Here is a 21,714-nt window from a genome sequence, read left to right as displayed (position 1 = left end):
TCCGATGATTGATGAAACTAGTGATCCGGATCCAGACTGTCAATCAATGGACGGTCCGGGGTACGACGAAGGGCCGCCGATCGGTGATCGGCGGCCCTTCGGTCCCTCGTGGCGGCGCGGCTACTCGGTGCGCCGCCCGGCCAGCACGGCCGCGCCGGCGGCCACGGCCAGCAGCAGCAAGGCGGCGAGTGCCGGGGCGAGCAGCGGGTAGCACACGTGCGCCCGCTGCGAGCCGGTCATCAGCGCCCGCACGGCCTGGTTGGCGGGCGACACCGGCAGCACCCAGGCCGGCACCGTGAGGCCGAGCACCGCCAGGATCCCGTAGGAGCCGCGCAGCAGCACCGGGCGGTGGCTCAACGCGCCGACCACCGCGCCGACCAGCACCCCGCAGACGGCCGCGAGCAGGCCGGCCGCCGCCGCGTGCGGCCAGGACACCTCGAAGCCGGGCCGGATCGTGGTGCGCCCGCAGACCAGCCAGATGACGCCCACCTCCAGCAGCGCCAGCAGCAGTCCCGCGCCCAGCGCAGCGCCCAGCGAGGCCAGGTAGACGCGCGCCGGACCGGCGGGCGCCACCAGGCAGGCCCGCGCGGCCGGCGGGTCGGCGGTCAGCGCGCAGCGCACGTACCAGGCGGTGACCGGGATCAGCAGCGCCGCCGCGTAGGCGTGGCAGTCCATCATGGGCTGATCACCCGCCACCCCCATGCCCAGGACCAGCGCGAAGCCGAGGAACGGCGGCAGCCAGCGCTGGGAGCGGACCAACAGCTCGAACTGATAGCGGAGCAGCGCGATCACCGGACCTCCTCCCGTGCCCCGGCCCCGGGCGCTTCGGTCCCGGGTGTCTCGGCCGCCGTGCGCACGTCGAGCACCCGCACCGGGGCCGACCCGGTCAGCAACCGGCGCAGCAGCGCGTCCGACTGGCCGGCGCCGACCCGCAACAGCACGGTGCCGTCCGGCTCGCGCTCCCAGCTGGGCGCGCCGGGCAGCCGATCGGGCAGCTCGGCCACCGCCACCCGGATGGACACCAGCTGCCGCGGTGCCTGGAGGGCGGGCAGCCGAACCGGCGTCAGCACGCCCTGCTCGACCCGGTGGGCCTCGGTCACCCGTCCCGCCAGCCGGGCCGGGTCGTGGTCCACGAAGAGCACCGCGCCCCCGGCCGCGGCCCGCTCCACCGCCGCCTCGTCCAGGGTGCCCCGGGCCGCCTGGTCGAGCCCGGTCCAGGCCTCGTCCAGCAGCAGCACGTCGGCCTCGGCGAGCAGCGCCTGGGCGATCGCGACCTTCTGACAGGTGCCCTTGGAGAGCCGGCTCAGCGGGGTGCCGGCCCGGTCGGCGATGCCGAAGCGGTCCAGCCAGAACTCCGCGCGCTCGGCCGCCCGCGCCGCGCTCAGTCCGTGGATCCGGCCGAGCCGGCGCAGATAGGTGGCCGGGTCGAAGGGCAGCGCCGGCGGGAAGCGCTCCGGGACGTAGGCCCGGCGCCCGCCGACCTCGACCCGGCCCCGGCTCGGCGGCTCGACCCCGGCGACCAGCTTGAGCAGCGTGGACTTGCCGCTGCCGTTCGCCCCCTCGATCCGCGCCAGGGCACCGGCCCCGAGCGTGAGATCGACCCCGTGCAGCACCCAGGGCCCCGCGCGCCCGTACCGCTTGGCCGCCCCCGCCAGCCGCAACCGATCCATCCGGTCCTCCCGCAAAATGGGTCGCGGCGGGCGCTCGGCGCCCCGCAGACTCCCCCGGTGAACAGTGCTTCCGATCGTACGGTGAGTGTCCTGCTGTCCTGCGGCGAAATGGAGTTGGGGGTGGTGGGGCCGTTCCCGGTCCCCCGGCCCCGCTGGCACGACGTGGAGCCGGTGGCCGCCCGGCTGACGGCGACGCTCGGGGTGCCGGTGGTGGTGCTGCGCCTGCTGGACGTCGAGGGCGGTGCCGATGGCCTGGGCGGACTGGTGCGCTACCACGCCGAGGCGCTGCGCGAGCCGGTGCGCAGGGTGGACCGGCCCGCCACCCCGCAGGAGTCGACGCTGCTCAAGCAGCCGCACCCGCGCCGCGCCCGCTACGCGACCGCCGCCGGCGTCCGGGCCGCCCTGGCCTGGGCCGAGCGGGCGCTGGCCGCGGCCGGGCGGCCGGTGACCGGGCCGGTCGAACAGGTGAAGACCTGGAACCTGGCCGGGCTGTTCCGGCTGCCCACCGCAGCGGGACCGGCCTGGCTGAAGACCGGGCGCGGCTTCTCGGTCGACGAGGCCGCGGTGATCGACCTGTTCGACGCGGTGGAGCCGGGCTTTGCGCCGACCGTGCTGGCCGCCGATCCGGACCGGCGCCTGCTGCTGCTCGACCACGTGCCGGGCGAGGACTGCTGGGACCCGTCCGCCGAGGTCGTCGCGGCCACCGTGCCGCGGCTGGCCCGGGCCCAGGCAGCACTCGCCGCCCGCCACCCGGACGGCGCGCCCGCCGGGCTGCCGGACCGCTCGCCGCAGCGGCTGGCCGCGGCCCTCGTTCCGCTGCTGGAGGGCCCGGCGGGCGCCGAGCTGACGGCCGCGGAGCTGGTGCGGGCCCGCCTGATGGCCGACCGGCTGCCCCGGCTTATCGAGCAGCTGGCCGCCTGCGGGCTGCCGAACACCGTGCTGCACGGGGACTTCCACCCCGGCAACTGGCGCTCGGCCGGTCGGGGCACGGTGCTGGTGGACTTCGCCGACAGTCACTACGGCCACCCGGCGATCGACGGCCTGCGCCCCAAGGGCTTCACCTCCCCGCAGCGCTGGGCGCAGGCGGCCGGGGCCTGGGCCGCGAGCTGGCGGGCCCTGGTCCCCGGCAGCGACCCGGTGACGGCGCTACGGCTGGCCGAGCCGCTGGCCCTGCTCGCCTACGCGGTGCGGTTCCAGGAGTTCCTGGACGGGATCGAGCCGAGCGAGGAGCGCTACCACGCGGGTGATCCGGCCGCCCAACTGCGCGCCGCGCTCGACTCCTTCGAGACGCTGACGCGGTAGCGCCAGCAGCCCCGACAGCCCCGACAAACCCCGACAGCCCTGCCGGCACGGCCGAGCCCGCCGACACACCGTCGACACGCCCTCCGGCGCCGCCGCTGCGCGCCGGAGGGCGCCCGTCCGGTTTCCATGGAAAGGAGGACCAAACAGCACAATCCGGACAGAGGAGCCCGCCATGCGCCCAGCCCTGCCGACCCGACCCGCACCGAACAAGACCGCACCGGACGAGAGCGGACCGGCCTGGCCCGCACCGGGCCGCCCCCTGCTCCTGGCGGCCGACGGCTCCGGGCTGGTCGCCGAGATCGAGGCCTACCTCGCCTCGCTGCCGCTCCCGGCCCGGACACTCGCGCCGTACGTCTGCCCGTACGGCCGCGTGCTGCAGCCCTGGAACGCCGAGCACCCGCTCCCCCGCCGCACCCTGCTCGACCGGCTGGCGCACCGTGCGGCGCGGCCCGTCCCGCTCAGCGCCGCCGAGCACCTGCGGCTGACCTCCCGCTACCTCACCCAGCACGGCTGGCTGCAGGGCGCGATGTGGGACGCGGCCGGCCGGGTCTGCCTGCTCGGCGCCCAGGCCGCCGTGCTGGGCCACGGCTACGGCACCGTCAGCACGGTGCGGACGGCACGCTGGCAGGTGATGGAGGTGCTGCACGCCACCGGACGGCCCGTCAGCTCGCCCGACGCGTACAACGACCGCCCCGGCACCCGCCAGGCGGACATCCACCGACTGCTGGAGCAGGCCGCGCTGCGCGCCCGCCGACTCGGGCTCTGAGGCTCTGCGAGCGGCGCATTCGTGCTGTTGCACCGCTGTGACAGGCGCTCGACAGTAACCGAACCTCCCACCGACAGTCTTTATCTCGTCCGAACAACAACCCACCAGACCACTTCCGGGGGGAAGTTCACCATGGTTGCTCGCCACCGTCGCCGCCCCGCCACCACCGTCGCCCTCGCCGCCGCGCTGAGCGCGGGTGCCGTCATGCTGCTCTCCGCCTGCGGGCCCGACGAGGTTGCGGCCACCTCCCCCGCCCAGAGCGCTTCGGCACCCGCCGCCCAGCCCGCCGGCTCCTCGCACCCGGGGACCGCCGCACCCACCGCGAAGGGCAAGTCCCCCGGAGCCTCGTCGAGCACCCCCGCCGACCCGAGCGGCACCGTCCACTCGCCCCTCACCGTCAGCAACGGCACCCCGCTGGTCATGATGAACGGCACCTCCGTCGACTTCCACACCCCGGTCCGCGACCTGTCCTGGTCCCCCGACGGCAGCAAGGCCGCCTTCGTGAACGGTGACGGCAGCCTGGTGGTGGCCAACCCCGACGGCAGCGGCCAGGTGACCGTGGCGCGCAACCCCGGCGGCCAGACCTGGTCCCACCCCACCTGGCAGGTGAACGCGGCCGGCGACGCGAACGGGGTGGCCGCCAAGAACAACGTCATCTTCACCGTCGACCAGGGCGGCACCACCCACCTGGCCTCGGTCCCGGCCACCGCCGCCGGGGCCGCCCCGGCCAAGTTGGACCTGTCGCCCGGCATCGACGACCCGGCGGTGCCGCAGAGCGCCAACGCCTGGGCGAACACGGCCGGACCGCACGGCATCACCACGGCCTACGAGAACACCGCCGACGGCAAGATCTACCTCCGCGACGACTACACCCGCGAGCAGACCCGCGCGCTCACCGCGGGCTCCGAGCCGGCCCTCGCCCCCGACGCCTCGACCGTGGTCTTCGTGCGCTCCTCCGGCGGCCACGACCACCTCTTCGAAATGCCGCTGGGCCAGCAGAACGCCACCGCCAAGGACCTCACCCCGAACGCGACCACCGACTACACCGAGCCCGCCCTGTCCCCGGACGGCAAGTTGATCGCCGCCCGCACCCCCACCGGCATCGTCACGCTGCCCACCGACGGCTCCGCCGCCCCCACGATGACCGTCAACGCGATCGGCCTGCCCGCCTTCCGGGCATGACCCGCTCCACCCGGTTTCGGCCCGGAGGTCCGGCCGCTGACTGTCCGACAGCTCGGGCGGCCGAACCTCCACCCATCCGAAGTGACCTGCCTCACAAGACCGTCGGGGAGCATCCGGACGGACCCCGGAAAGCAGAAATCCCCGCCCGGCCGAATTGGCCGGGCGGGGATTTCATGACCACTCTCGTGGCCGTTGGGTGGAGCTGAGGGGATTCGAACCCCTGACCCCCTCGATGCGAACGAGGTGCGCTACCGGACTGCGCCACAGCCCCAACGAGAAGAAACAATAGCACCTTCTGGAGGGGTCCCGTGACCACCCCCCGCTGGTGGGGCGGGGTGGGGCTACTCGTTGGCGGCGCGGGGGCGGGTGGCGTAGTGCTCGTCCGACTGGGGGGCCGACGGGAGCGGGGTCTCGTACTGGTCGAACAGGGGGGTGTGGACCGGCTCGACGGGTCGGCCCGAGCTCCAGGTGCCCGGGGCCCCGAGGTCCAGGCCACGGGAGACGCGCGGGGCCACCGGGGCGGTGACGTAGGTGGGCAGCGGGACCGGGACCGGCTCCCAGGAGTCCGGTCCGGCGGCCGCGCGCTCGCGCAGGCCGTCCACCCACTCCTGGTGGTCGGTCGCCTCGACCAGCGCCTGCCGGGCGCCGCGCGGCTCGGGCGGGGCGGTGGCGACCCGCAGCTCCGGGCGGTCCTGCTCCGGCTCGGGCGCCAGGGCCTCGACCGGCGGGACCAGGGCGACCGTGGCGGCCAGCCGGACCTGCTCGCGCTCGCGTACCCGCTGGGCCGCCTGGGCGGCCCTGACGCGGTCCAGCTTCACCTCGTAGCGCTGGCGCTCCAGGCGGCGCAGGTGGCCGATGTAGAGGGTCAGCAGCAGGGCAGGCAGGGCGGGGGCCCAGAGGAAGTCCACGCCGGCCACGGCCGCCGTGATCGCCCCCAGCGCGAAGGCCAGGAAGAGTACGGTGACCATCCGCCGGCGCCGGGCCAGCAGCCGGGCCCGGCGGTCGCCGGCGGCCGAGGCCCCGGCGATGGCGGCGGCGGACAGGGCGGGGCCGGCCGAGGGCGGTGACATGCCGTCAGCCGTCCCGGCGGTGTCCGTGCCGCCGTTTCGGGGGTCGCTCGCGACGGCGCCCGCGCCGTGGTTCGCGTCGCCGCTGTGGTCGGAGTCCGAGGTCGTGGTGGGGTCGTTGTCGCCAAGGGCCCGGGACGCCCGCCGCTCCAGCCCCGACCGCCCGGCGAGCAGGCGGATGGCGGTGCTGAAACGTTCTGTCGGGCGCGCTTCGTTGAGCTCGTCCTGCCTGCGGAGCCACATGGGCACCAGATAGGCAGCCCAGGCCCCTACGATGACCGCGTAGATGAGGCCGCTACTGCTCACGTTTCACACCGTACGGGCGATGGGTAAGGGCGGACAGCAATTTGACGCGGCGTGTCGCCGCGCCAAGCTGATTCTCTGACTATTTTGCCGGAATTTGTCACCGCTTGCCGAGGCGGTGATGCCATATCGATATGAGTTTCGAACACTTATTCAATTACCCCAAGCGCCAACGGTCCAACAGCCCTTCCGGGACCTCCTCGGCGGTCAGCGCGTAGACCAGGTGGTCGCGCCAGTCGCCGTCGATGTGCAGATAGCGGGGCCGCAATCCCTCCGAGCGGAAGTCGAGTTTCTCCACCACCCGGCGGCTGGGCCGGTTCTCCGGACGGATGCAGACCTCCACCCGGTGCAGGCCCAGCGTCCGGAAGCAGTGGTCCACGCTGAGCGCCACGGCGGTGGGCATGATGCCCCGGCCGGCCACCGCCTCGTCGATCCAGTAGCCGACGTTCGCCGAGCACATCGAGCCCCAGGTGATGCCACCCACCGTCAGCTGCCCCACCAGGTGCCCCTGGTAGAGGATGACGAACGGCAGTATCCGGCCCGCCGCGGCCTCACGGCGCAGGTAGCGGACCATCTGACGGTAGGTCGGCCGCGGCCCGGAGGGCAGGCTCCCGGGCGGGGCCGGGGGGACGGTGGCCTCCCAGCGGCGCAGCCAGTCGCGGTTGCGCCGGCTCGCCTCCTGCCAGGCCTTCTTGTCGCGCATCCGGATCGGACGCAGCACCACCTCGCCCTCGCGCAGCTCCACCGGCCATCCGGCGCTCAGCTGGTACCCCCTTCGGGGGCGGGGGCATCGGCGGCGGGCGCCTGGGCCGGCCCCGGCCTCGGGTGGTCCCCGCCCGCGAGCTGGTCCACCGCGTGCGCCAGCAGCGGTTCCAGCACCGCGAGCCCGTCCTTGACGCCGCCCGTGGAGCCGGGCAGGTTGACGATCAGGGTGCGCCCGGCCAGCCCGGCCAGCCCCCGGGAGAGCGCCGAGGTGGGCACCTTCTCGCGTCCGTGGGCGCGGATCGCCTCGGCGATGCCGGGGACCTGACGGTCGATCACCGTGGCGGTCATCTCGGGGGTGAGGTCCATCGGCGAGATCCCGGTGCCGCCGGTGGTCAGCACCACGTCGTAGCCGGCCGCCACCGCCTCGCGCAGCACGGCTGCCACCGGCTCGCCGTCCGGCACCAGCCGCGGGCCGTCCACCGTGAAGCCCATCCGGCGCAGGCCCTCGACCAGCAGCGGGCCGCCCCTGTCCGGGTAGACGCCCGCCGAGGCGCGGTTGGAGACGGTGACCGCGAGCGCCCTCACGAGGCGTTCCCGCCGGTCGTCGCCGCGCGGGTCCAGTCACCGCTCTTGCCGCCGGTCTTGCTGAGCACCCGGACGTCCTCGATCGCGGCGCCCTTGTCGACCGCCTTGACCATGTCGATCACGGTCAGGCCCGCCACCGCCACCGCGGTGAGCGCCTCCATCTCCACCCCGGTGCGGTCGGCGGTGCGCACGGTGGCGGTGATCTCCACCGCCTCGTCGGTGACCGCGAGGTCGACGGTGACGCCGGAGATCGCGATGGGGTGGCAGAGCGGGATCAGCTCGGGCGTCTTCTTGGCGCCCATGATCCCGGCGATCCGCGCGGCGGCCAGCGCGTCGCCCTTGGGGACGCCCTCGCCGCGCAGCAGCTCGACCACCCGCGGGGCGACCCTGACCCGGCCGGCGGCGACCGCGGTGCGGACCGTGCTCGCCTTCTCGGAGACGTCGACCATCCGGGCGGCGCCCGTCTCGTCCACGTGCGTCAGGCGGTCGCCAGGGGGTGTGGTCACGTCAGTACTCCAGCAGGACGGGGTGAATACCGCGCTACGGTACCGCTCCGCCCGCGCCGGATCGGCGTCGGTCCGTCAGCGGGACGGTGGCGCTAGGCCGAAGGGCGCAGCTCGGGCAGGCCCTTGGGGGCACCGCAGGTCCGGCCGCGGACCGCTCAGTCGGTGAGCAGGACCACCTCGACGTGCTCCCCCGCCGGCACCGCCTGCGTCTCCTCGGGGACCACGATCAGGCAGTTCGCCCGGGCCAGCGCCCCGACCAGGTGCGAGCTCTCGCCGCCCACCGGCTCGACCCGCCCGTCGGCGGTGTACCAGCCGCGCAGGAACTGGCGGCGGCCGGCCGGCGAGCGCAGCGCGCCGGTGCAGACCGCCCGGGCCCGCGGGCGGTGCACGTCCGGGGCGCCCAGCATGGTGCGGATCACCGGGCGGACGAAGAGCTCGAAGGAGATGTAGGCGCTCACCGGGTTGCCCGGCAGCGCCAGCAGCGGGATGCCCGCGGTGCCCTCGCCGATCCGGCCGAAGCCCTGCGGCTTGCCCGGCTGCATCTTCAGCTTGCGGAAGTCCATGCCGGCGTAGTCGGCGAAGACCTCCTTGACCACGTCGTAGGCCCCGACGCTGACTCCGCCGCTGGTGACGATCAGGTCGGCCCGGCCGAGCTGGTCCTCCAGCACGCCGCGCAGCACCGCCGGGTCGTCGGGCACCCCGCCGACCCGGAAGGCGATCGCGCCGGCCTGCTGGGCGGCGGCGGTGAGGGTGAAGCTGTTGGAGTCGGAGATCTGCCCGGGGCCCACCGGCTCGCCGGGCTGCACCAGTTCGCTGCCGGTGGAGAGCACGACCACCCGCGGGCGCGGGCGCACCCGCACCGTGCCGCGGCCGATCGCGGCGAGCAGGCCGAGCTGGGTGGGGCCGAGCCAGGTGTCGGCGGTGAGCACCCTCTCGCCGGCCAGGACGTCGCTGCCCCGGCGGCGGATGTGCGCGCCCTCGGCGACCTCCTGGCGCACCCGCACCTCCTCGCCCGCGACCGGCGGCGCCATGGTGTCGGCGGCCTGGCCGCTGCCGCTGCCGCCGTCGGTCCACTCGACCGGGGCGACGGCCTCGGCGCCGGGCGGCACGGGCGCGCCGGTCATGATCCGGGCCGCCTGGCCGGGACCGACCTTGGGCAGCTCGCCGGCGCCGGCGGCGATGTCACCGACGACGGCGAGCACGGACGGGTAGCGGGCGGTGGCACCGACGGTGTCGGCGGTGCGCACCGCGTAGCCGTCCATCGAGCTGTTGTCGAAGGCCGGCAGGTCACCGGCGGCGACCACGTCCTCGGCCAGCCGGCAGCCCTGCGCGTCCAGCAGCTGGAGCTCGATGGCGGGCAGCGGGGCGACGCCGGCCAGCACGTCGGCGAGGTGCTCGTCGACCGTCCAGTGGCGTTCGCCCGGGGCCCGCACCCCGCAGGCGTCCGCCGCGTCCCTGTGCTGTTCGGTCATCGCCACCGCCGCCTTCCGCTCAGTTCTGCTGCATCTCCGTGCCGACGAAGTCCTTGAGCCAGCCACGGAACTCCGGACCCAGGTCCTCGCGCTCGCACGCCAGCCGGACAATAGCGCGCAAGTAGTCCGCGCGGTCGCCCGTGTCGTAGCGGCGGCCGTCGAAGAGCACGCCGTGCACCTGGCCGCCCTCCTCCGGGCTCAGCGAGGCCAGCGTGCGCAGCGCGTCGGTCAGCTGGATCTCGCCGCCGCGGCCCGGCTCGGTCTTCTTCAGCACCTCGAAGACGGCCGGGTCGAGCACGTAGCGGCCGATCACGGCGTAGTTGGAGGGCGCCTCGGCCGGCTCCGGCTTCTCGACCAGGTCGCTGATGTGGAAGACGTCCGGGCCGAAGCCGTTGGCCTTGACCGCCGCGCAGCCGTAGAGGTGGATCTGCGCCGGGTCGACCTCCATCAGCGCCACCACCGAGCCGCCCAGCTCCTGCTGGACCTCGATCATGCGGGCGAGCAGCGGGTCGCGCGGGTCGATCAGGTCGTCACCGAGCAGGACGGCGAACGGCTGGCCCGCCACGTGCTGCTCGGCGACCAGCACCGCGTGGCCCAGGCCCTTGGGGTCGCCCTGGCGGACGTAGTGCATGTTGGCCAGCGAGACCGACTCCTGCACCCGGCGCAGCTTGTCCGCGTCGCCCTTGCGGGAGAGCAGCTCCTCGAGCTCGTAGGCGCGGTCGAAGTGGTCCTCCAGCGCGCGCTTGTTGCGCCCGGTGACCATCAGTATGTCGGAGAGGCCGGCCGCGGCGGCCTCCTCCACCACGTACTGGATCGCGGGCTTGTCGACGACCGGCAGCATCTCCTTGGGCGTGGCCTTGGTGGCCGGCAGGAATCGCGTTCCGAGACCGGCGGCAGGCACGACGGCCTTGGTGACGGGCATGCGGGGATTTGTCGTCGTCATGCGTTGACCTTACTAAGGCGAATGACCGCCCCGACCGGCACGAGGTCATTCGGTGACGAATGCCTCGTCGGTGCCGGTCACGGCAGCGACGATACGGGTGGCGCCGACCTGGGCGGTGGGCGCGGGAGCGGTGCAGGGCGACAGATTACCGTGCCTTTCCGAACGCCTTGTCCAGCTCTGTGCCTCCGGCAGTCCCCGCCGCTTCGCGGCGGCCAGCGAGCGGTCCGCGGCACGCAGGAGCGGGACGGGGTGACCGCCGTCGGCGGGCAGCACCGCGATGCCGGCCGAGGCGCGCAGGCCGTTGCCGCCGCCCGGGGCCGGCTTCTCGGACCAGGGAGCGCCGGACCAGTCGAGCAGCCGGTGGCGGCGCACCGTCCAGCAGAGCCGCTCGGCGACCTTGGCCGCGCCCGCCGCCCCGGTGTCGGGCAGCACCACCAGGAATTCGGTGCCGCCGTAGCGGCCCAGGGTGTCCGAGCGGCGGACCTCCACGCTGAGCCGCTGCGCCAGGTCGCGCAGGATCACCTGGCCGCGGTCGCGGCCGTGCTCGGCGTTGAGGGCCTCGAAGCCGTCGATCTCCAGCAGCACCACGGCCAGCTGCCGCCGCTCCGCCTCGGGCTGGCGCCGGCAGCGCTCCACCTCGCGCTCCAGGGTGAGTTGGAGGTGTCCGAGGTTCCACACGCCGGTCAGCGGATCGCGCGCCGCACTGCGTGCCAGCTCCTCGCACTGCCGCTCCAGCTCGGCGAGCCGTCCGCGCAGCCGGCTCTCCCGGGCGGCGCCCGCGCCGGTCGCGCGGCGCAGCCGCACCGCCAGCAGGACGCCGAAGCCGGCCAGGGGTGCGCTGAGCAGTGCGGACGCCTGCACCAGGAGCGCGGCGGGCATCGTGGTACCCCTCTCAGGTGGTGGAGACCTCGCCGGGGCGGATACGGCTCCCGGGTCGGGATACCGCTCGCGGGGACCGGGTGCGGGAGGATCGGCTGGTCCACCCCCGTCCCGAGGAGCGGCCATGCCCGACGTCCCGCCGTCCGGTGCTTCCCTGTCCGGCGATCCCTTGTACAACGACAAGGCCGCCCTGAGGTCACACCTGCTGGCCGAACGGCGTGCACTGTCCCCCGAACGGCGGGCAGCGGACGCGCTGGCGCTGGCCGAACGGGCGCTGCCGCTGGCCGCCCCCGGCAGCACGGTGGCCGCGTACGTCTCGGTCGGGGCGGAGCCGGGCACCGGGCCGCTGCTCGAACTGCTGCGCGGGCGCGGTCTGCCGGTGCTGCTGCCGGTGCTGCTGGCGGACAACGACCTCGACTGGGCCCGCTACGAGGGTGTCGAGCAACTGGCCCCGGCCGGGCGCGGCCTGCTGGAGCCCACCGGGCCGCGGCTGGGCCCGGCGGCCATCACCACCGCGGACCTGGTGCTGCTGCCCGGGCTCGCGGTGGACCGCCGGGGGCTGCGGCTGGGCCGCGGCGGGGGCTCCTACGACCGGGTGCTGGCCCGGCTGGCCCGGGCCGGCGCCGAACCGCTGCTGGCGACCCTGCTCTACGAGGCCGAGCTGCTGGAGCGGGTGCCGGCCGAGCCGCACGACCGGCCGGTGCACGCCGCCGTGACCCCGGCGGGCGTGCACCGCTTCTGACCGCGCCTGACGCGCCCGCCCCGGTCAGGGGGTGAGGGTCAGCGTGTTCTTGGTCGCGCTGTTCACCGCGGCGCTGGAGTACGCCCAGGTCAGCAGCTTGCCCTGGGACCAGAGCGCGGTCTGGTCGTTGTAGTTGGGGCTGAACGCGTGCCCCGACTCACCGCCCACGTTGATCCACCGGGAGGCGTCGAAGGCGCTCAGGTCGACCACCATCCGCATCGACGGGATCCAGTCCACGTCGTAGCCGGCCGCCGCGTTCCAGCCGGCCGCGTCGACGGCCGCCGAGCCTCCGGAGAGGTTGAACGGGCCGCGGTTGAGCAGCCGGTGGGTGATGCCGGAGATCAGCGAGGTGGTGTCCAGGCCGAGCGTCTGCTCCTTGAGGTTCAGCTGGTGCAGCCGGCCCCAGCTCCAGGTCGAGATGTCCTTGCCGAGGTGGGCGGTGAGGTCCTGGCGGGCGTCCTTCATCGCCTCCTTCAGGATGTTGTCCAGGCCGTGCTGCTGCTGGTGGTTGGAGTCGATGTAGGTCCACCAGGAGCTGTTGGGGTTGGCCAGCTGCTGGCGCACCACCTCGGTCCAGCGGTCGCCGCCGTCCGGCTGGGCCAGGGCGGGCTTGCGGGTGCCGCACTGGGTGACCGGCTTGGCCTCGCCGCCGACCGTCCCGGCGGGCTGGTTCGGGTCCGCCTTCTGCTGGACCAGCAGGCAGTCGCCCTGGGCCCGGACGGAGGCCGGGAACTTCTGCCCGAAGGCCAGGATCAGCAGCTGGCGCCAGACGCCGTTGTAGTAGGCGGCGGCGGCCGAGTCGGCGTCCTGGTTGTAGTTCCAGTCCTTGAGCAGGTCCTGGGCCTGGCGCACGTACGGGTCGCTGATCTGCTCCTTGAGCAGCAGCGGGACCAGCGTCTTGGCCATCACGCTGGTGTTGTCCAGCTGCATCGACTGCATGTCGTCCGGCGAGATCTTGCCGCCGCCCGCGAGCTTGGCGTTGATCTGGTCGGTGATCTCCTTGGCCCGGGTGCCGTACTCCCAGTCGCTGGTGATCAGGTACTTGTAGGTCGGGTCCACCACGGCCTGGTTGGCGGTGACGATGTAGCCGGCCGGCGGGTTCCAGGCGTAGGGCAGCGACTTGAAGGGCACGTAGCCCTGCCAGGCGTAGCTCGGGTCCCAGCCCGGGGCCGGGTAGCTGCCGTCGCCCTTGCCGCGGATCGGGATCGCGCCGGGGGCCTGGTAGCCGATGTTGCCCGCGGTGTCGGCGTAGATCAGGTTCTGCGCGGGGACGGCGAAGTCGGAGGCCGCCTTCTGGAAGTCGGACCAGTTGGTCGCCCGGTCGAGCTCGAAGACGGAGTCCATCGTCCTGCCCGGGGTGAGCGCGGTCCACTTCAGCGCGACGCCGTAGCCGGTGGTGCCGCGGTCGGGCGCGGCGTTGCCGACCGGGGCGTACATGCCGACCTGCTGGTCCTCGGTGCTCTGGTCGGAGATCAGCGGAGCGCCGTCGGCGGTGGTCCGCACGGTGATCACCCGGCTCTGGCCGCCGGCCACCTTGATGGTCTCCTGGCGGGTGGTGAACTGGGTGTCCTGCCCGTTGTACAGGTAGGTGTTCGGGCCGGTGATCTTCTCCAGGTACAGGTCCTCGACGTCGGCACCCATGTTGGTCATGCCCCAGGAGATGTTCTGGTTGTGGCCGATCATCACACCGGGCATGCCCGCGTAGGTGAAGCCGGTCACGTCGAACGGGCAGCTGGCGCTGACCGACCGGCAGTGCAGGCCCATCTGGTACCAGGAGTTGGGCATGCTCGGGCCGAGGTGCGGGTCGTTGGCCATCAGCGGCTTGCCGGTGGTGGTGTTGCTGCCCGCGACCACCCAGGAGTTGGAGCCGATGCCCTGGCCCTGCGGGCCGAGCAGCTGCGGCAGGCCGCCCATCTGGTCGGTGATGTTCTGCAGCAGGCCCTGGGTGATGGCCGCGTTCTGCTGGGTGCCCGGCTGGCCCGCCGCGCCGGCCGCCGGCTTGTAGCTGCCGTCGGTGGCCAGCGTGCCGGTCGGGACGATGGTGCCGTTCCTGCTGTACGGGTAGCTCGGGTAGAGCTGGGCGATCTGGTCCGGGCTGAAGGTCTGGCTCAGCAGCGAGCGGTCGATCTCCTCCTGCAGGTTGCCCGACAGGTTCCAGGCCACCGCCTTGAGCCAGGCCACCGAGTCGACCGGGGTCCACGGCTCCGGCTTGTAGCCGCTGTGCTCGGTGCCGAGCAGGGTGTACTCCAGCGAGGCGCTCGCGCCGCCGGGGTGCTGGCCGAGCCAGGCGTTGACGCCGTCGGAGTAGGCCTGCAGATACCGCTTGGTGTCGGGGCTGAGCTGGGTGTCGTACTCCTGCTGGGCGACGTTGCGCCAGCCCATGGTGCGGATGAAGGCGTCGTTGTTCACCTGCGAGGAGCCGAACATCTCGGAGAGCCGGCCCGAGGTGATGTGCCGTCGCACGTCCATCTCCCAGAACCGGTCCTGCGCCTGGACGTAGCCCTGCGCCTTGAACAGGTCGTCGGGAGTGTCGGCGTAGATCTGCGGGATCCCGTTGGCATCGCGCTTGACGTCCACCGAGGCGCTCAGACCGGGGACCTTGATCGTGCCGCTGACCTGGGGGAACGAGGACTGCACGGTGTGCACCGCGTACCAGCCGCCGGCCGCGGTGCCGCCGACCAGCAGCACGACGAGGACGAGCACGAGCAGACGGGCGCGCCGGAACTTCTTCGAGCTGCGCGAGCGGGGCATCAGGGTCCTAGCGGCAGGGAGCGGGGCAACGTCACAAGAGCTGGGCGGCCGTGACCGCTCACCACATTAGGACGACTCAGGTGGCATGAGCGCACGGGGGACACCCACGGTGGAACCAGAGGGACCATACCGGGCCCGGGTGAGCGGCAGGACGCAGCCGGTTAGGTCAAAGAGATGGCAAAATGTTAGACTGGTTAACGATCCATCCGCTGATCGTTCTACCGGTCAAGCTATCTGGCTGCCCACCGGCGGCCCGTGACCGTACCTCAGCAGGTCAGGACCGGTCCGATCGGCCGGTGACCAGATTTCCCCAGTGACCCTCCCGTGCCGCCAGCCGACCTTTCCACGGCCGCCTAACGACCCTGAGGTGCCCCTGCGTGACTGTCGACCACCTGAACAAGCTCCTGCTCGAATCCTCCGTCGTCCTGCTGGTCGCGGTGGCCGCGGTGCGAATATCCACCCGCTCCGGCCTGCCCAGCCTGCTGCTCTACCTGGGCATCGGGGTGGCGATCGGCCAGAACGGACTGGGCGTCACCTTCAACAACGCGGAGCTGACCCAGGTCCTCGGTTACGCGGCACTGGTGGTCATCCTCGCCGAGGGCGGACTCAAGACCAGCTGGCGGGAGATCAAGCCGGTGATGCCGGCCGCCACCGTGCTGGCCACCGTCGGCGTGGGGATCAGCGTCTTCGTCACCGCCGCCGGGGCGCACTGGCTGGTCGGCCTGGACTGGCGGCTGTCGCTGCTGCTCGGCGCGATCGTCTCCTCCACCGACGCGGCCGCGGTCTTCTCGGTGCTGCGCACCGTCCCGCTGCCCGCCCGGCTGAGCGGACTGCTGGAGGCCGAGTCCGGCTTCAACGATGCGCCGGTGGTGATCCTGGTGGTCGCCTTCGCCACCACCGGTCCGTTCGACTCCTGGTACGTGCTGGTCGGCACGATCATCGCCGAACTGGCGATCGGCGCCGCGGTGGGCCTGGCGGTCGGCAAGCTGGGCGCCTACGGGCTGCGCCAGGTCGCGCTGCCGTCCAGCGGCCTGTACCCCATCGCGGTGCTCGCGCTGGCCGCGCTCGCCTACGCCGGTGGCGCGCTGCTGCACGGCTCCGGCTTCCTGGCCGTCTACGTCTGCTCCGTGCTGCTCGGCAACGCCAAGCTGCCGCACGGTCCGGCGGTGCGGGGCTTCGCCGACGGGCTCGCCTGGATCGGGCAGATCGGCATGTTCGTGCTGCTCGGCCTGCTCTGCACGCCCGCCACGATGGGTTCGGCGGTGCTTCCGGCGCTGGTCATCGGTCTGGTGCTGGTGCTGGTGGCCCGGCCCCTGTCGGTGCTGCTGACCCTCACGCCGTTCCGGCTGCCCTGGCAGGAGCAGGCGCTGCTCAGCTGGGCCGGGCTGCGCGGGGCGGTGCCGATCGTGCTGGCCACCATCCCGCTGGTGGCCGAGGTGCCGCGGGCCCAGGACGTGTTCAACATCGTCTTCATCCTGGTCGTCGTCTTCACCCTGGTCCAGGGGCCCACGCTGCCCTGGCTGGCCAAGCGGCTGCGGATCTCCGAGGGCGCCATCGGGCAGGACCTCGGCATCGAGTCGGCGCCGCTGGAGCACCTGCACGGCCACCTGCTCTCGGTCTCGCTGGCGCCCGGCTCGCTGATCGCCGGGGTGGAGGTCAGCGAGCTGCGGCTGCCCGCCGGGGCCGCGGTGACCCTGGTGGTGCGCGAGGGCAGCAGCTTCGTGCCGGACCGCACCACGGTGCTGCGGGAGAACGACGAGCTGCTGGTGGTCACCACCTCGGCGGCCGAGGAGGCGACCGAGCTGCGGCTGCGGGCGGTGGACAAGGGCGGCAAGCTGGCCGGGTGGCTCGCGAGGCGCTGACGGGCCGGCGGGGGGGCGGTGGCGGGCGGGGGCGCTGACAGGCCGGCGGGGCGGCGGCGCACTGGCGGAGCGCCGGCGGGCCTGGTGCGTTCCGGCGCGAGGCCCGATGTTCACGAGTGTTTCGTGCCACGTCCGCCTTGGATTTCCAGTCGGACTCGTGTGATCCTCGGTAGGATGTAATCCCATACGTATCAACTGTGTAAGGGCGTGCGCTCCGGTGCCCGGTCTTGCCCATCCATAGACACCCGCAACATCTGCCTGACGCAGAGTTGGCGCGACCGCTCGGCGGCCGCGGTCCACGGCACCTCATGGCCCCCGCTTCCACGAACTGGCCAGCCGGACCCGGTATCAACCCCGGTCGACGCGCGAGAGGACGACTCTCGGCGCCGTCGGGGTTTCCCCAACCCCGGCCGCGCTACCAGGCAGCAGGAAGGACCGACCGTGGCGGCCCGCCCAACGGTCGAAAGCCCCGTCGTCGTCGACACCCCCAGCGCGCCCACGCGCGTCGGGTACGGCACCCTGCTGCGCACCCCCGGTGCGTGGACGTTCCTCCTGCCCGCCTTCGCGGCGCGCCTGCCCTACGCGATGCTCAGCATGGGCATCTCGCTGCTGATCCTGGGCACCCACGGCTCCTACGGCACCGCCGGCAGCGTGGTGGCGGCCGCCGCCGTCTCCCAGGCCCTGATCGGGCCGCAGACCGGCCGGCTGGCCGACCGCTACGGCCAGGCCTCGGTGCTGGTCCCCAGCGTGCTGGTGCACGCGGTCTCGGTCGGCGCGCTGATCGCGCTGGCGCTGGGCCACGCGCCGGTCTGGACGCTCTTCCTGATCGCCGTGCCGGCCGGTGCCACCGTGCCGCAGATCGGCGCCATGGTCCGGGCCCGCTGGGTGGCCAAGCTGGCCGACCGGCCGGCCCACCTGAACACCGCCTTCGCGTTCGAGTCGGTGACCGACGAGCTCACCTTCGCGATCGGCCCGGTGCTCACCGCCGTGATCGCCAGCACCGTGACCCCCGCCGCCGCGCTCATCGTCGAGGCCACGCTGACCCTGGTCGGCGGGCTGGCCTTCGCCGCGCAGCGCCGCACCGCACCGGCCCGGCTGGTGCGCGAGCCCGGCACGCGGCAGGCGTCCGCGCTCGCCTCGCCCGGCGTGCGGCTGCTGGCCGGCGTCTTCCTGGGCGTCGGCAGCGTCTTCGGCGGCATGCAGATCTCCGTCACCGCCACCGCCGAGGCGGCCGGGCAGGGCGGGCTCAGCGGCGTCGTCTACGGGATCTTCGCGGGCGGCTCGATGCTGGCCGGTGTGCTGTACGGCCTGATCGCCTGGCGGCGCTCGGCCCAGCAGCGGATGCTCGGCAGCTACGGCCTGCTGGTGCTGGGGTGCTCGACGCTCTGGGCGATGCCCAACCTGGTCACGCTGGCGGTTGCCGGGCTGGTCTGCGGGCTGGCCATCGCGCCGACCCTGATCACCGGCTACACGCTGGTCGAGACGCTGGTGGCGGACGGCGCCAAGACCGAGGCCTTCACCTGGCTGACCGGCGCGATCGGGCTGGGGCTGGCGGTCGGCTCGACCGTGGCCGGCCGGCTGATCGACCTGGGCGGGCCGTGGACCGGGTTCCTGGTGCCGCTGGCCGGCTCCGGAATCGGGCTGGTGGCGCTGGTCACGTTGCGGCGACTCCTGGTGGCTCCGGCCACCGAGAGCCGTACCGTTGCCAGGAGTGGCAGTGCGATGCCCTCGCTCGTCGGGGCGTCGGAGCACTGAGGCCGCCGGGGCGTCAGGGCGTCGTGGACCCGGCGGAGCGGGGTGCCGCAGCCGACGCGGTGCCGGCGTCATCGGGTCGGCGCTGGACTGATCCAGCGGAATGCCGCATCATGGACCGTCGTTAGCACTCATCAGGCGAGAGTGCCAGGAGGAAGACAAGTGCCCACGTACCAGTACCAGTGCACCGAGTGCGGCAGCGGCCTTGAGGTGGTGCAGAAGTTCACCGACGAGGCTCTGACCGTGTGCCCGAACTGCCAGGGTCGCCTGCGCAAGGTTTTCTCGGCGGTGGGCGTGGTGTTCAAGGGCTCCGGGTTCTACCGGACGGACAGCCGCTCCTCCTCCAGCAGCTCGGTGGGGGCCTCGTCCGGGGCCGCATCGGGCGGCTCGACCGGCTCGACCGGCTCCGGGGCGGGCGCGTCCTCGGCCTCGCCCGGCGCGTCGTCGTCCTCCTCGACGTCTTCGACGTCCACCTCCTCCGCGTCTTCGTCCTCGGCCGGCTGACCCGACTCGGTCGCAGCCGGCGGGAGCCGTCGCTCAACGCCCCTGGTGGCGCCCCTTCGGGGTGCCGGCAGGGGCGTTTTGCGTGCTGGGGCTGGGCTGGGGGAAGTTGTCCACAGGTGCGGGGTTATCCACAGAAATCCGGTGCGGCGTGGGCACGAGGGCGGCGGCAGCGGATCCTGAGCCCATGACCACGGTTCTCCCCACCCCAGCCCTGACCGCCCCAGCCCTGACCGTCCCAGACCCGACCGTCCCAGACCCGACCGCCCTGGCGTCCGGGCCACGTCCCGCGATTCGGCACTGCGCCCGACGGCCGCCGCCGACTCGCGCCTCACCGCAGCCGCCCCGGCGCGCCGTACCGCAGTTCCGCCCGATCCGGCGGGGTGGCAGCGGCCGGTACCGCCTCCATCAGGCGGTGCGGCACCGACCGGCCGTGCTGGCCACCGGCCTGCTGGCGGCTGCCGCGGTCGTCGCCGGGCCGCTGCACCCGGGGGTGCCGGTGCCTGCCCCGCCGGCCGTCCCCGCCGTTGCCCAGGCTCCGCCTGGGCCGGCCGGGCTGCCGCACTGCGGGCCGGGGCGCTGACCGACCACCGGTCCTGGGCCGCCCGGCCCAGGAACTCCACCCACGGGAACTCCGCCCACGAGCAGTTGATCAGTCCCCGTGGTGCGGGGGCCGCTGGCTCTGGTACCAGTCCAGGCCGCGCGTGCCCTCGGAGTCGCCCCAGCCCCGGTCGGTGTCATCGCTGGTCTGCCGGCTCAACGGGTCGGTGAAGACCAGCTTGGCCGCCTTCGCGGCGGTCGCCGCCCGCGGGGCCTGCCCTGCGTGCTCGTCCTGCTCGTCCCGCTCGTCCTGTGCTGCCATCGTTCCTGCCTCCGGTGTGGTCCGCTCCGTCCAGCCTAGGACTCCACCGGACGAGACCAGGGGCCGGGCGACTGCCCGACCCCTGGTGCTACCCACCCACCGGCAGGCCCTTGAGCGACCCGGCCTCGGCCGGGCCGGGCTCAGCGGCTCGCGGCTCCGCTCAGCCCAGCTGCGAGCTGAGGAAGTTGGCCCCGTTGTAGGAGCCCCAGCCGGTGACCTTGTCGTAGCCGGCACCCGCGCTGTACGCACCGTTGCTGCCGCTCGTCACGTCGTGGAAGGCGGACTTGTAGGAGCTGGAGGCCGCCAGCGTGTAGATCCGGCTGTTCGCGAACCCGAAGGAGGGCTTGCCCTTGGCCTTGGCCTCGCTGTTGTAGACCGCCGTGAAGGCCGCCCAGTTCGGCGCCGAGGCGCTGGTGCCGCCGTACTCGGCCCAGGAGCCCTCGGTGTAGACGGCCCAGCCCGAGGACGGGTCGGCGTCCGAGGCGACATCCGGCACCGACCGGTAGGTGCCGGTGTTGACCTTCGACTGGTAGCTCGGCGTGTTGAAGTAGGAGGAGACCCCGCCGCCGCTGCCGGACCAGGCCTTCTCGCTCTTCCAGACACCGCCCGAGCCCTGCGCCAGCGTGGTGCCACCGGCGCCGGTGACCCACGGGTCGGCGGCCGGGAAGTCGACCGAGGTGCCGCCGTTGCCGGCGTCGTCCGAGCCGCTGTCACCGGAGGCGGCGTAGACCGACTGGCCCTGCGCCGCGGCCTCCTTGAGGTCGGCGTCGACGGCCACCCGGTTGCTCGCGGTCTCGCCGGCCTCGTAGGTGCCCCAGCTGATCGAGATCACCGGGACGTTGTCGCTGACCAGCTTGCTGTAGATCGCGGTCTCACCGGCGTCGCTGTTCGGGGCCTCGTAGACCTTGATCGTCGCACCGGGCGCCAGCGCCTGGACGACCTCGATGTCCAGGTCGACCTCGTCCTGGCCCGAGGTGTCGGTGGTGCCGCCACCGGCATTGACCACGGTCGGGGTGCTGGGCTTGATGCTGAACGCCTTGTCGTAGGCCGACACGTCGGACTGCGAGAAGGCGGAGAACTCCAGCAGGCCGACCGTGACGCCCTTGCCGTTGTAGCCGGCCTTGACCGTGGAGGTCAGGTTGTAGGCGGCCTGGGCGCTGGTCGGGCTCAGGCCGGCGGGCGCCTTGGGGGTGGCGTCCGGCGTGGCCTGGGCGCTCGACTTGGTGCTGAAGTGGGTGTACTTGGCGTAGTTGTTCAGGCCGGAGACGTCGGTCACCACGCCCGCGATGTCGCCGGGGACGGACGGCGCGACGGTGTTGGCGAAGTAGCTGTGGCCGTCCTTGTTGTCCTGGTAGGTGGCCAGGCTGGTGTTGAAGGCCTTCTGCACCTGGGCCGCGGTGCCGGTGGCCTCGATGGTGAGCCGGTTGGCGGTCACCTCGCCGACCTTCAGGCCCTGCGACGCCAGGTAGGCCGAGACCTTGGCCACGGTCTGCGGGGTGGCGCCGAACCGCTGGGCGAACTGGTCCACCGTCAGGTAGTGCTAGTAGCTGGGCGAGTTCGGGTCGGTCACCTGGTTGAGGAAGGCGTCCAGCCCCGCCGTGTCCCGCTGCGTGAGGCTGACGGCCACGGATATCTGCTGGTCGGCAGCGACGTCCCCGGTCCGGACGGAGTGGCTCACGGCGGAGACGACGTCACCGCGCAGCGCGCTCGGTGACTGCGCGTCGGGCGTGGCGGCGAAGGCGGGCACGGCGGCGAGCGCGATGATCGGCAGCGGGGCGGCGAGCAGCCCGATGACAGGCCTGATGCGGGGCTTCACGGAATGTCCTCCTGGGACGGGGCGATCGACCGAGGGCACCGGCTGCCG

19 protein-coding genes, 1 tRNA gene and 1 pseudogene are annotated in these 21,714 nt (G+C 73.3%); 8 read left to right on the top strand and 13 right to left on the bottom strand.

Features of this window, described 5'->3' with window-relative positions:
• Positions 1–120: 120 nt before the first annotated feature.
• Entirely contained in the window at positions 121–792 is a 672-nt protein-coding gene (locus tag OG294_RS23425) for an ABC transporter (protein WP_327068496.1), read from the bottom strand.
• The gene (locus OG294_RS23420; protein WP_327068495.1) at positions 789–1,670 is read right to left on the bottom strand and encodes an ABC transporter ATP-binding protein; all 882 of its coding nucleotides are present in this window, start codon (positions 1,668–1,670) and stop codon (positions 789–791) included. The genes OG294_RS23425 and OG294_RS23420 overlap by 4 nt, the downstream gene beginning before the upstream one ends.
• 81 nt (positions 1,671–1,751) lie before the next feature.
• Between OG294_RS23420 and OG294_RS23415 the strand changes: the two genes are divergently transcribed.
• The 3 genes from OG294_RS23415 to OG294_RS23405 all read left to right on the top strand — a co-directional run bounded on the left by OG294_RS23415 (position 1,752) and on the right by OG294_RS23405 (position 4,920).
• Positions 1,752–2,972, top strand: a complete 1,221-nt coding sequence (locus tag OG294_RS23415; RefSeq protein ID WP_327068494.1) for an aminoglycoside phosphotransferase family protein — start codon at positions 1,752–1,754, stop codon at positions 2,970–2,972.
• Between the two features lie 172 nt (positions 2,973–3,144).
• On the top strand, positions 3,145–3,738 hold the full coding sequence (locus tag OG294_RS23410) for a DUF6197 family protein (protein ID WP_327068493.1): 594 nt from the start codon (positions 3,145–3,147) through the stop codon (positions 3,736–3,738).
• A gap of 132 nt (positions 3,739–3,870) precedes the next feature.
• The gene (locus tag OG294_RS23405; RefSeq protein WP_327068492.1) at positions 3,871–4,920 is read left to right on the top strand and encodes a hypothetical protein; all 1,050 of its coding nucleotides are present in this window, start codon (positions 3,871–3,873) and stop codon (positions 4,918–4,920) included.
• 197 nt (positions 4,921–5,117) lie between these two features.
• Here OG294_RS23405 and OG294_RS23400 read toward each other — a convergent pair.
• The 8 genes from OG294_RS23400 to OG294_RS23365 all read right to left on the bottom strand — a co-directional run bounded on the left by OG294_RS23400 (position 5,118) and on the right by OG294_RS23365 (position 11,380).
• A tRNA-Ala gene (locus OG294_RS23400) sits at positions 5,118–5,191 on the bottom strand.
• Positions 5,192–5,261: 70 nt separating this feature from the next.
• On the bottom strand, positions 5,262–6,293 hold the full coding sequence (gene sepX, locus OG294_RS23395) for a divisome protein SepX/GlpR (RefSeq protein ID WP_327068491.1): 1,032 nt from the start codon (positions 6,291–6,293) through the stop codon (positions 5,262–5,264).
• A 154-nt stretch (positions 6,294–6,447) separates the two neighbouring features.
• Positions 6,448–7,035 carry a GNAT family N-acetyltransferase gene (locus tag OG294_RS23390; protein WP_442789200.1) on the bottom strand — a complete coding sequence of 196 codons (588 nt, stop codon included), beginning with the start codon at positions 7,033–7,035 and terminating at the stop codon, positions 6,448–6,450.
• A 14-nt stretch (positions 7,036–7,049) separates the two neighbouring features.
• Complete coding sequence (locus OG294_RS23385; RefSeq protein WP_327068490.1) at positions 7,050–7,580, bottom strand: MogA/MoaB family molybdenum cofactor biosynthesis protein; 531 nt, start codon at positions 7,578–7,580, stop codon at positions 7,050–7,052.
• Complete coding sequence (gene moaC, locus OG294_RS23380) at positions 7,577–8,086, bottom strand: cyclic pyranopterin monophosphate synthase MoaC (protein ID WP_327068489.1); 510 nt, start codon at positions 8,084–8,086, stop codon at positions 7,577–7,579. Before moaC ends, OG294_RS23385 begins: the two co-directional genes overlap by 4 nt.
• A 155-nt stretch (positions 8,087–8,241) precedes the next feature.
• Positions 8,242–9,558 (bottom strand): molybdotransferase-like divisome protein Glp, encoded by a 1,317-nt coding sequence (gene glp / locus OG294_RS23375; protein WP_327068488.1) that lies wholly within the window; start codon positions 9,556–9,558, stop codon positions 8,242–8,244.
• A 19-nt stretch (positions 9,559–9,577) separates the two neighbouring features.
• Positions 9,578–10,501 (bottom strand): UTP--glucose-1-phosphate uridylyltransferase GalU, encoded by a 924-nt coding sequence (galU, locus tag OG294_RS23370; RefSeq protein ID WP_327068487.1) that lies wholly within the window; start codon positions 10,499–10,501, stop codon positions 9,578–9,580.
• Positions 10,502–10,546: 45 nt separating this feature from the next.
• Positions 10,547–11,380 carry a GGDEF domain-containing protein gene (locus OG294_RS23365; RefSeq protein ID WP_327068486.1) on the bottom strand — a complete coding sequence of 278 codons (834 nt, stop codon included), beginning with the start codon at positions 11,378–11,380 and terminating at the stop codon, positions 10,547–10,549.
• Positions 11,381–11,504: 124 nt separating this feature from the next.
• Between OG294_RS23365 and OG294_RS23360 the strand changes: the two genes are divergently transcribed.
• Positions 11,505–12,122 (top strand): 5-formyltetrahydrofolate cyclo-ligase, encoded by a 618-nt coding sequence (locus OG294_RS23360; protein WP_327068485.1) that lies wholly within the window; start codon positions 11,505–11,507, stop codon positions 12,120–12,122.
• A gap of 24 nt (positions 12,123–12,146) precedes the next feature.
• Here the strand turns inward: OG294_RS23360 and OG294_RS23355 are convergent, their stop codons facing one another.
• Entirely contained in the window at positions 12,147–14,873 is a 2,727-nt protein-coding gene (locus OG294_RS23355) for a penicillin acylase family protein (RefSeq protein ID WP_327068484.1), read from the bottom strand.
• A 377-nt stretch (positions 14,874–15,250) separates the two neighbouring features.
• Between OG294_RS23355 and OG294_RS23350 the strand changes: the two genes are divergently transcribed.
• The 4 genes from OG294_RS23350 (at position 15,251) to OG294_RS23335 (ending at position 19,571) form a co-directional block, all read left to right on the top strand.
• On the top strand, positions 15,251–16,735 hold the full coding sequence (locus OG294_RS23350; protein WP_327068483.1) for a potassium/proton antiporter: 1,485 nt from the start codon (positions 15,251–15,253) through the stop codon (positions 16,733–16,735).
• 441 nt (positions 16,736–17,176) lie between these two features.
• A complete protein-coding gene (locus tag OG294_RS23345; protein WP_327068482.1) occupies positions 17,177–18,490 on the top strand; it encodes an MFS transporter in 1,314 nt (437 codons plus the stop codon).
• A gap of 159 nt (positions 18,491–18,649) precedes the next feature.
• Entirely contained in the window at positions 18,650–18,991 is a 342-nt protein-coding gene (locus OG294_RS23340) for an FmdB family zinc ribbon protein (RefSeq protein ID WP_327068481.1), read from the top strand.
• Positions 18,992–19,403: 412 nt separating this feature from the next.
• Entirely contained in the window at positions 19,404–19,571 is a 168-nt protein-coding gene (locus tag OG294_RS23335) for a hypothetical protein (protein ID WP_327068480.1), read from the top strand.
• 69 nt (positions 19,572–19,640) lie between these two features.
• Here OG294_RS23335 and OG294_RS23330 read toward each other — a convergent pair whose 3' ends face one another.
• Together OG294_RS23330 and OG294_RS23325 are read right to left on the bottom strand one after the other, a co-directional pair.
• Positions 19,641–19,850, bottom strand: coding sequence for a hypothetical protein (locus OG294_RS23330; protein ID WP_327068479.1), 210 nt, complete (start codon positions 19,848–19,850; stop codon positions 19,641–19,643).
• A 160-nt stretch (positions 19,851–20,010) separates the two neighbouring features.
• Positions 20,011–21,528: pseudogene (locus tag OG294_RS23325) on the bottom strand (S53 family peptidase).
• Positions 21,529–21,714 lie beyond the last annotated feature (186 nt).

Source organism: Kitasatospora sp. NBC_01302 (assembly GCF_035976515.1).
Taxonomy (GTDB): Bacteria; Actinomycetota; Actinomycetes; order Streptomycetales; family Streptomycetaceae; genus Kitasatospora.
This window is presented reverse-complemented; position numbering and strand designations above follow the sequence as displayed.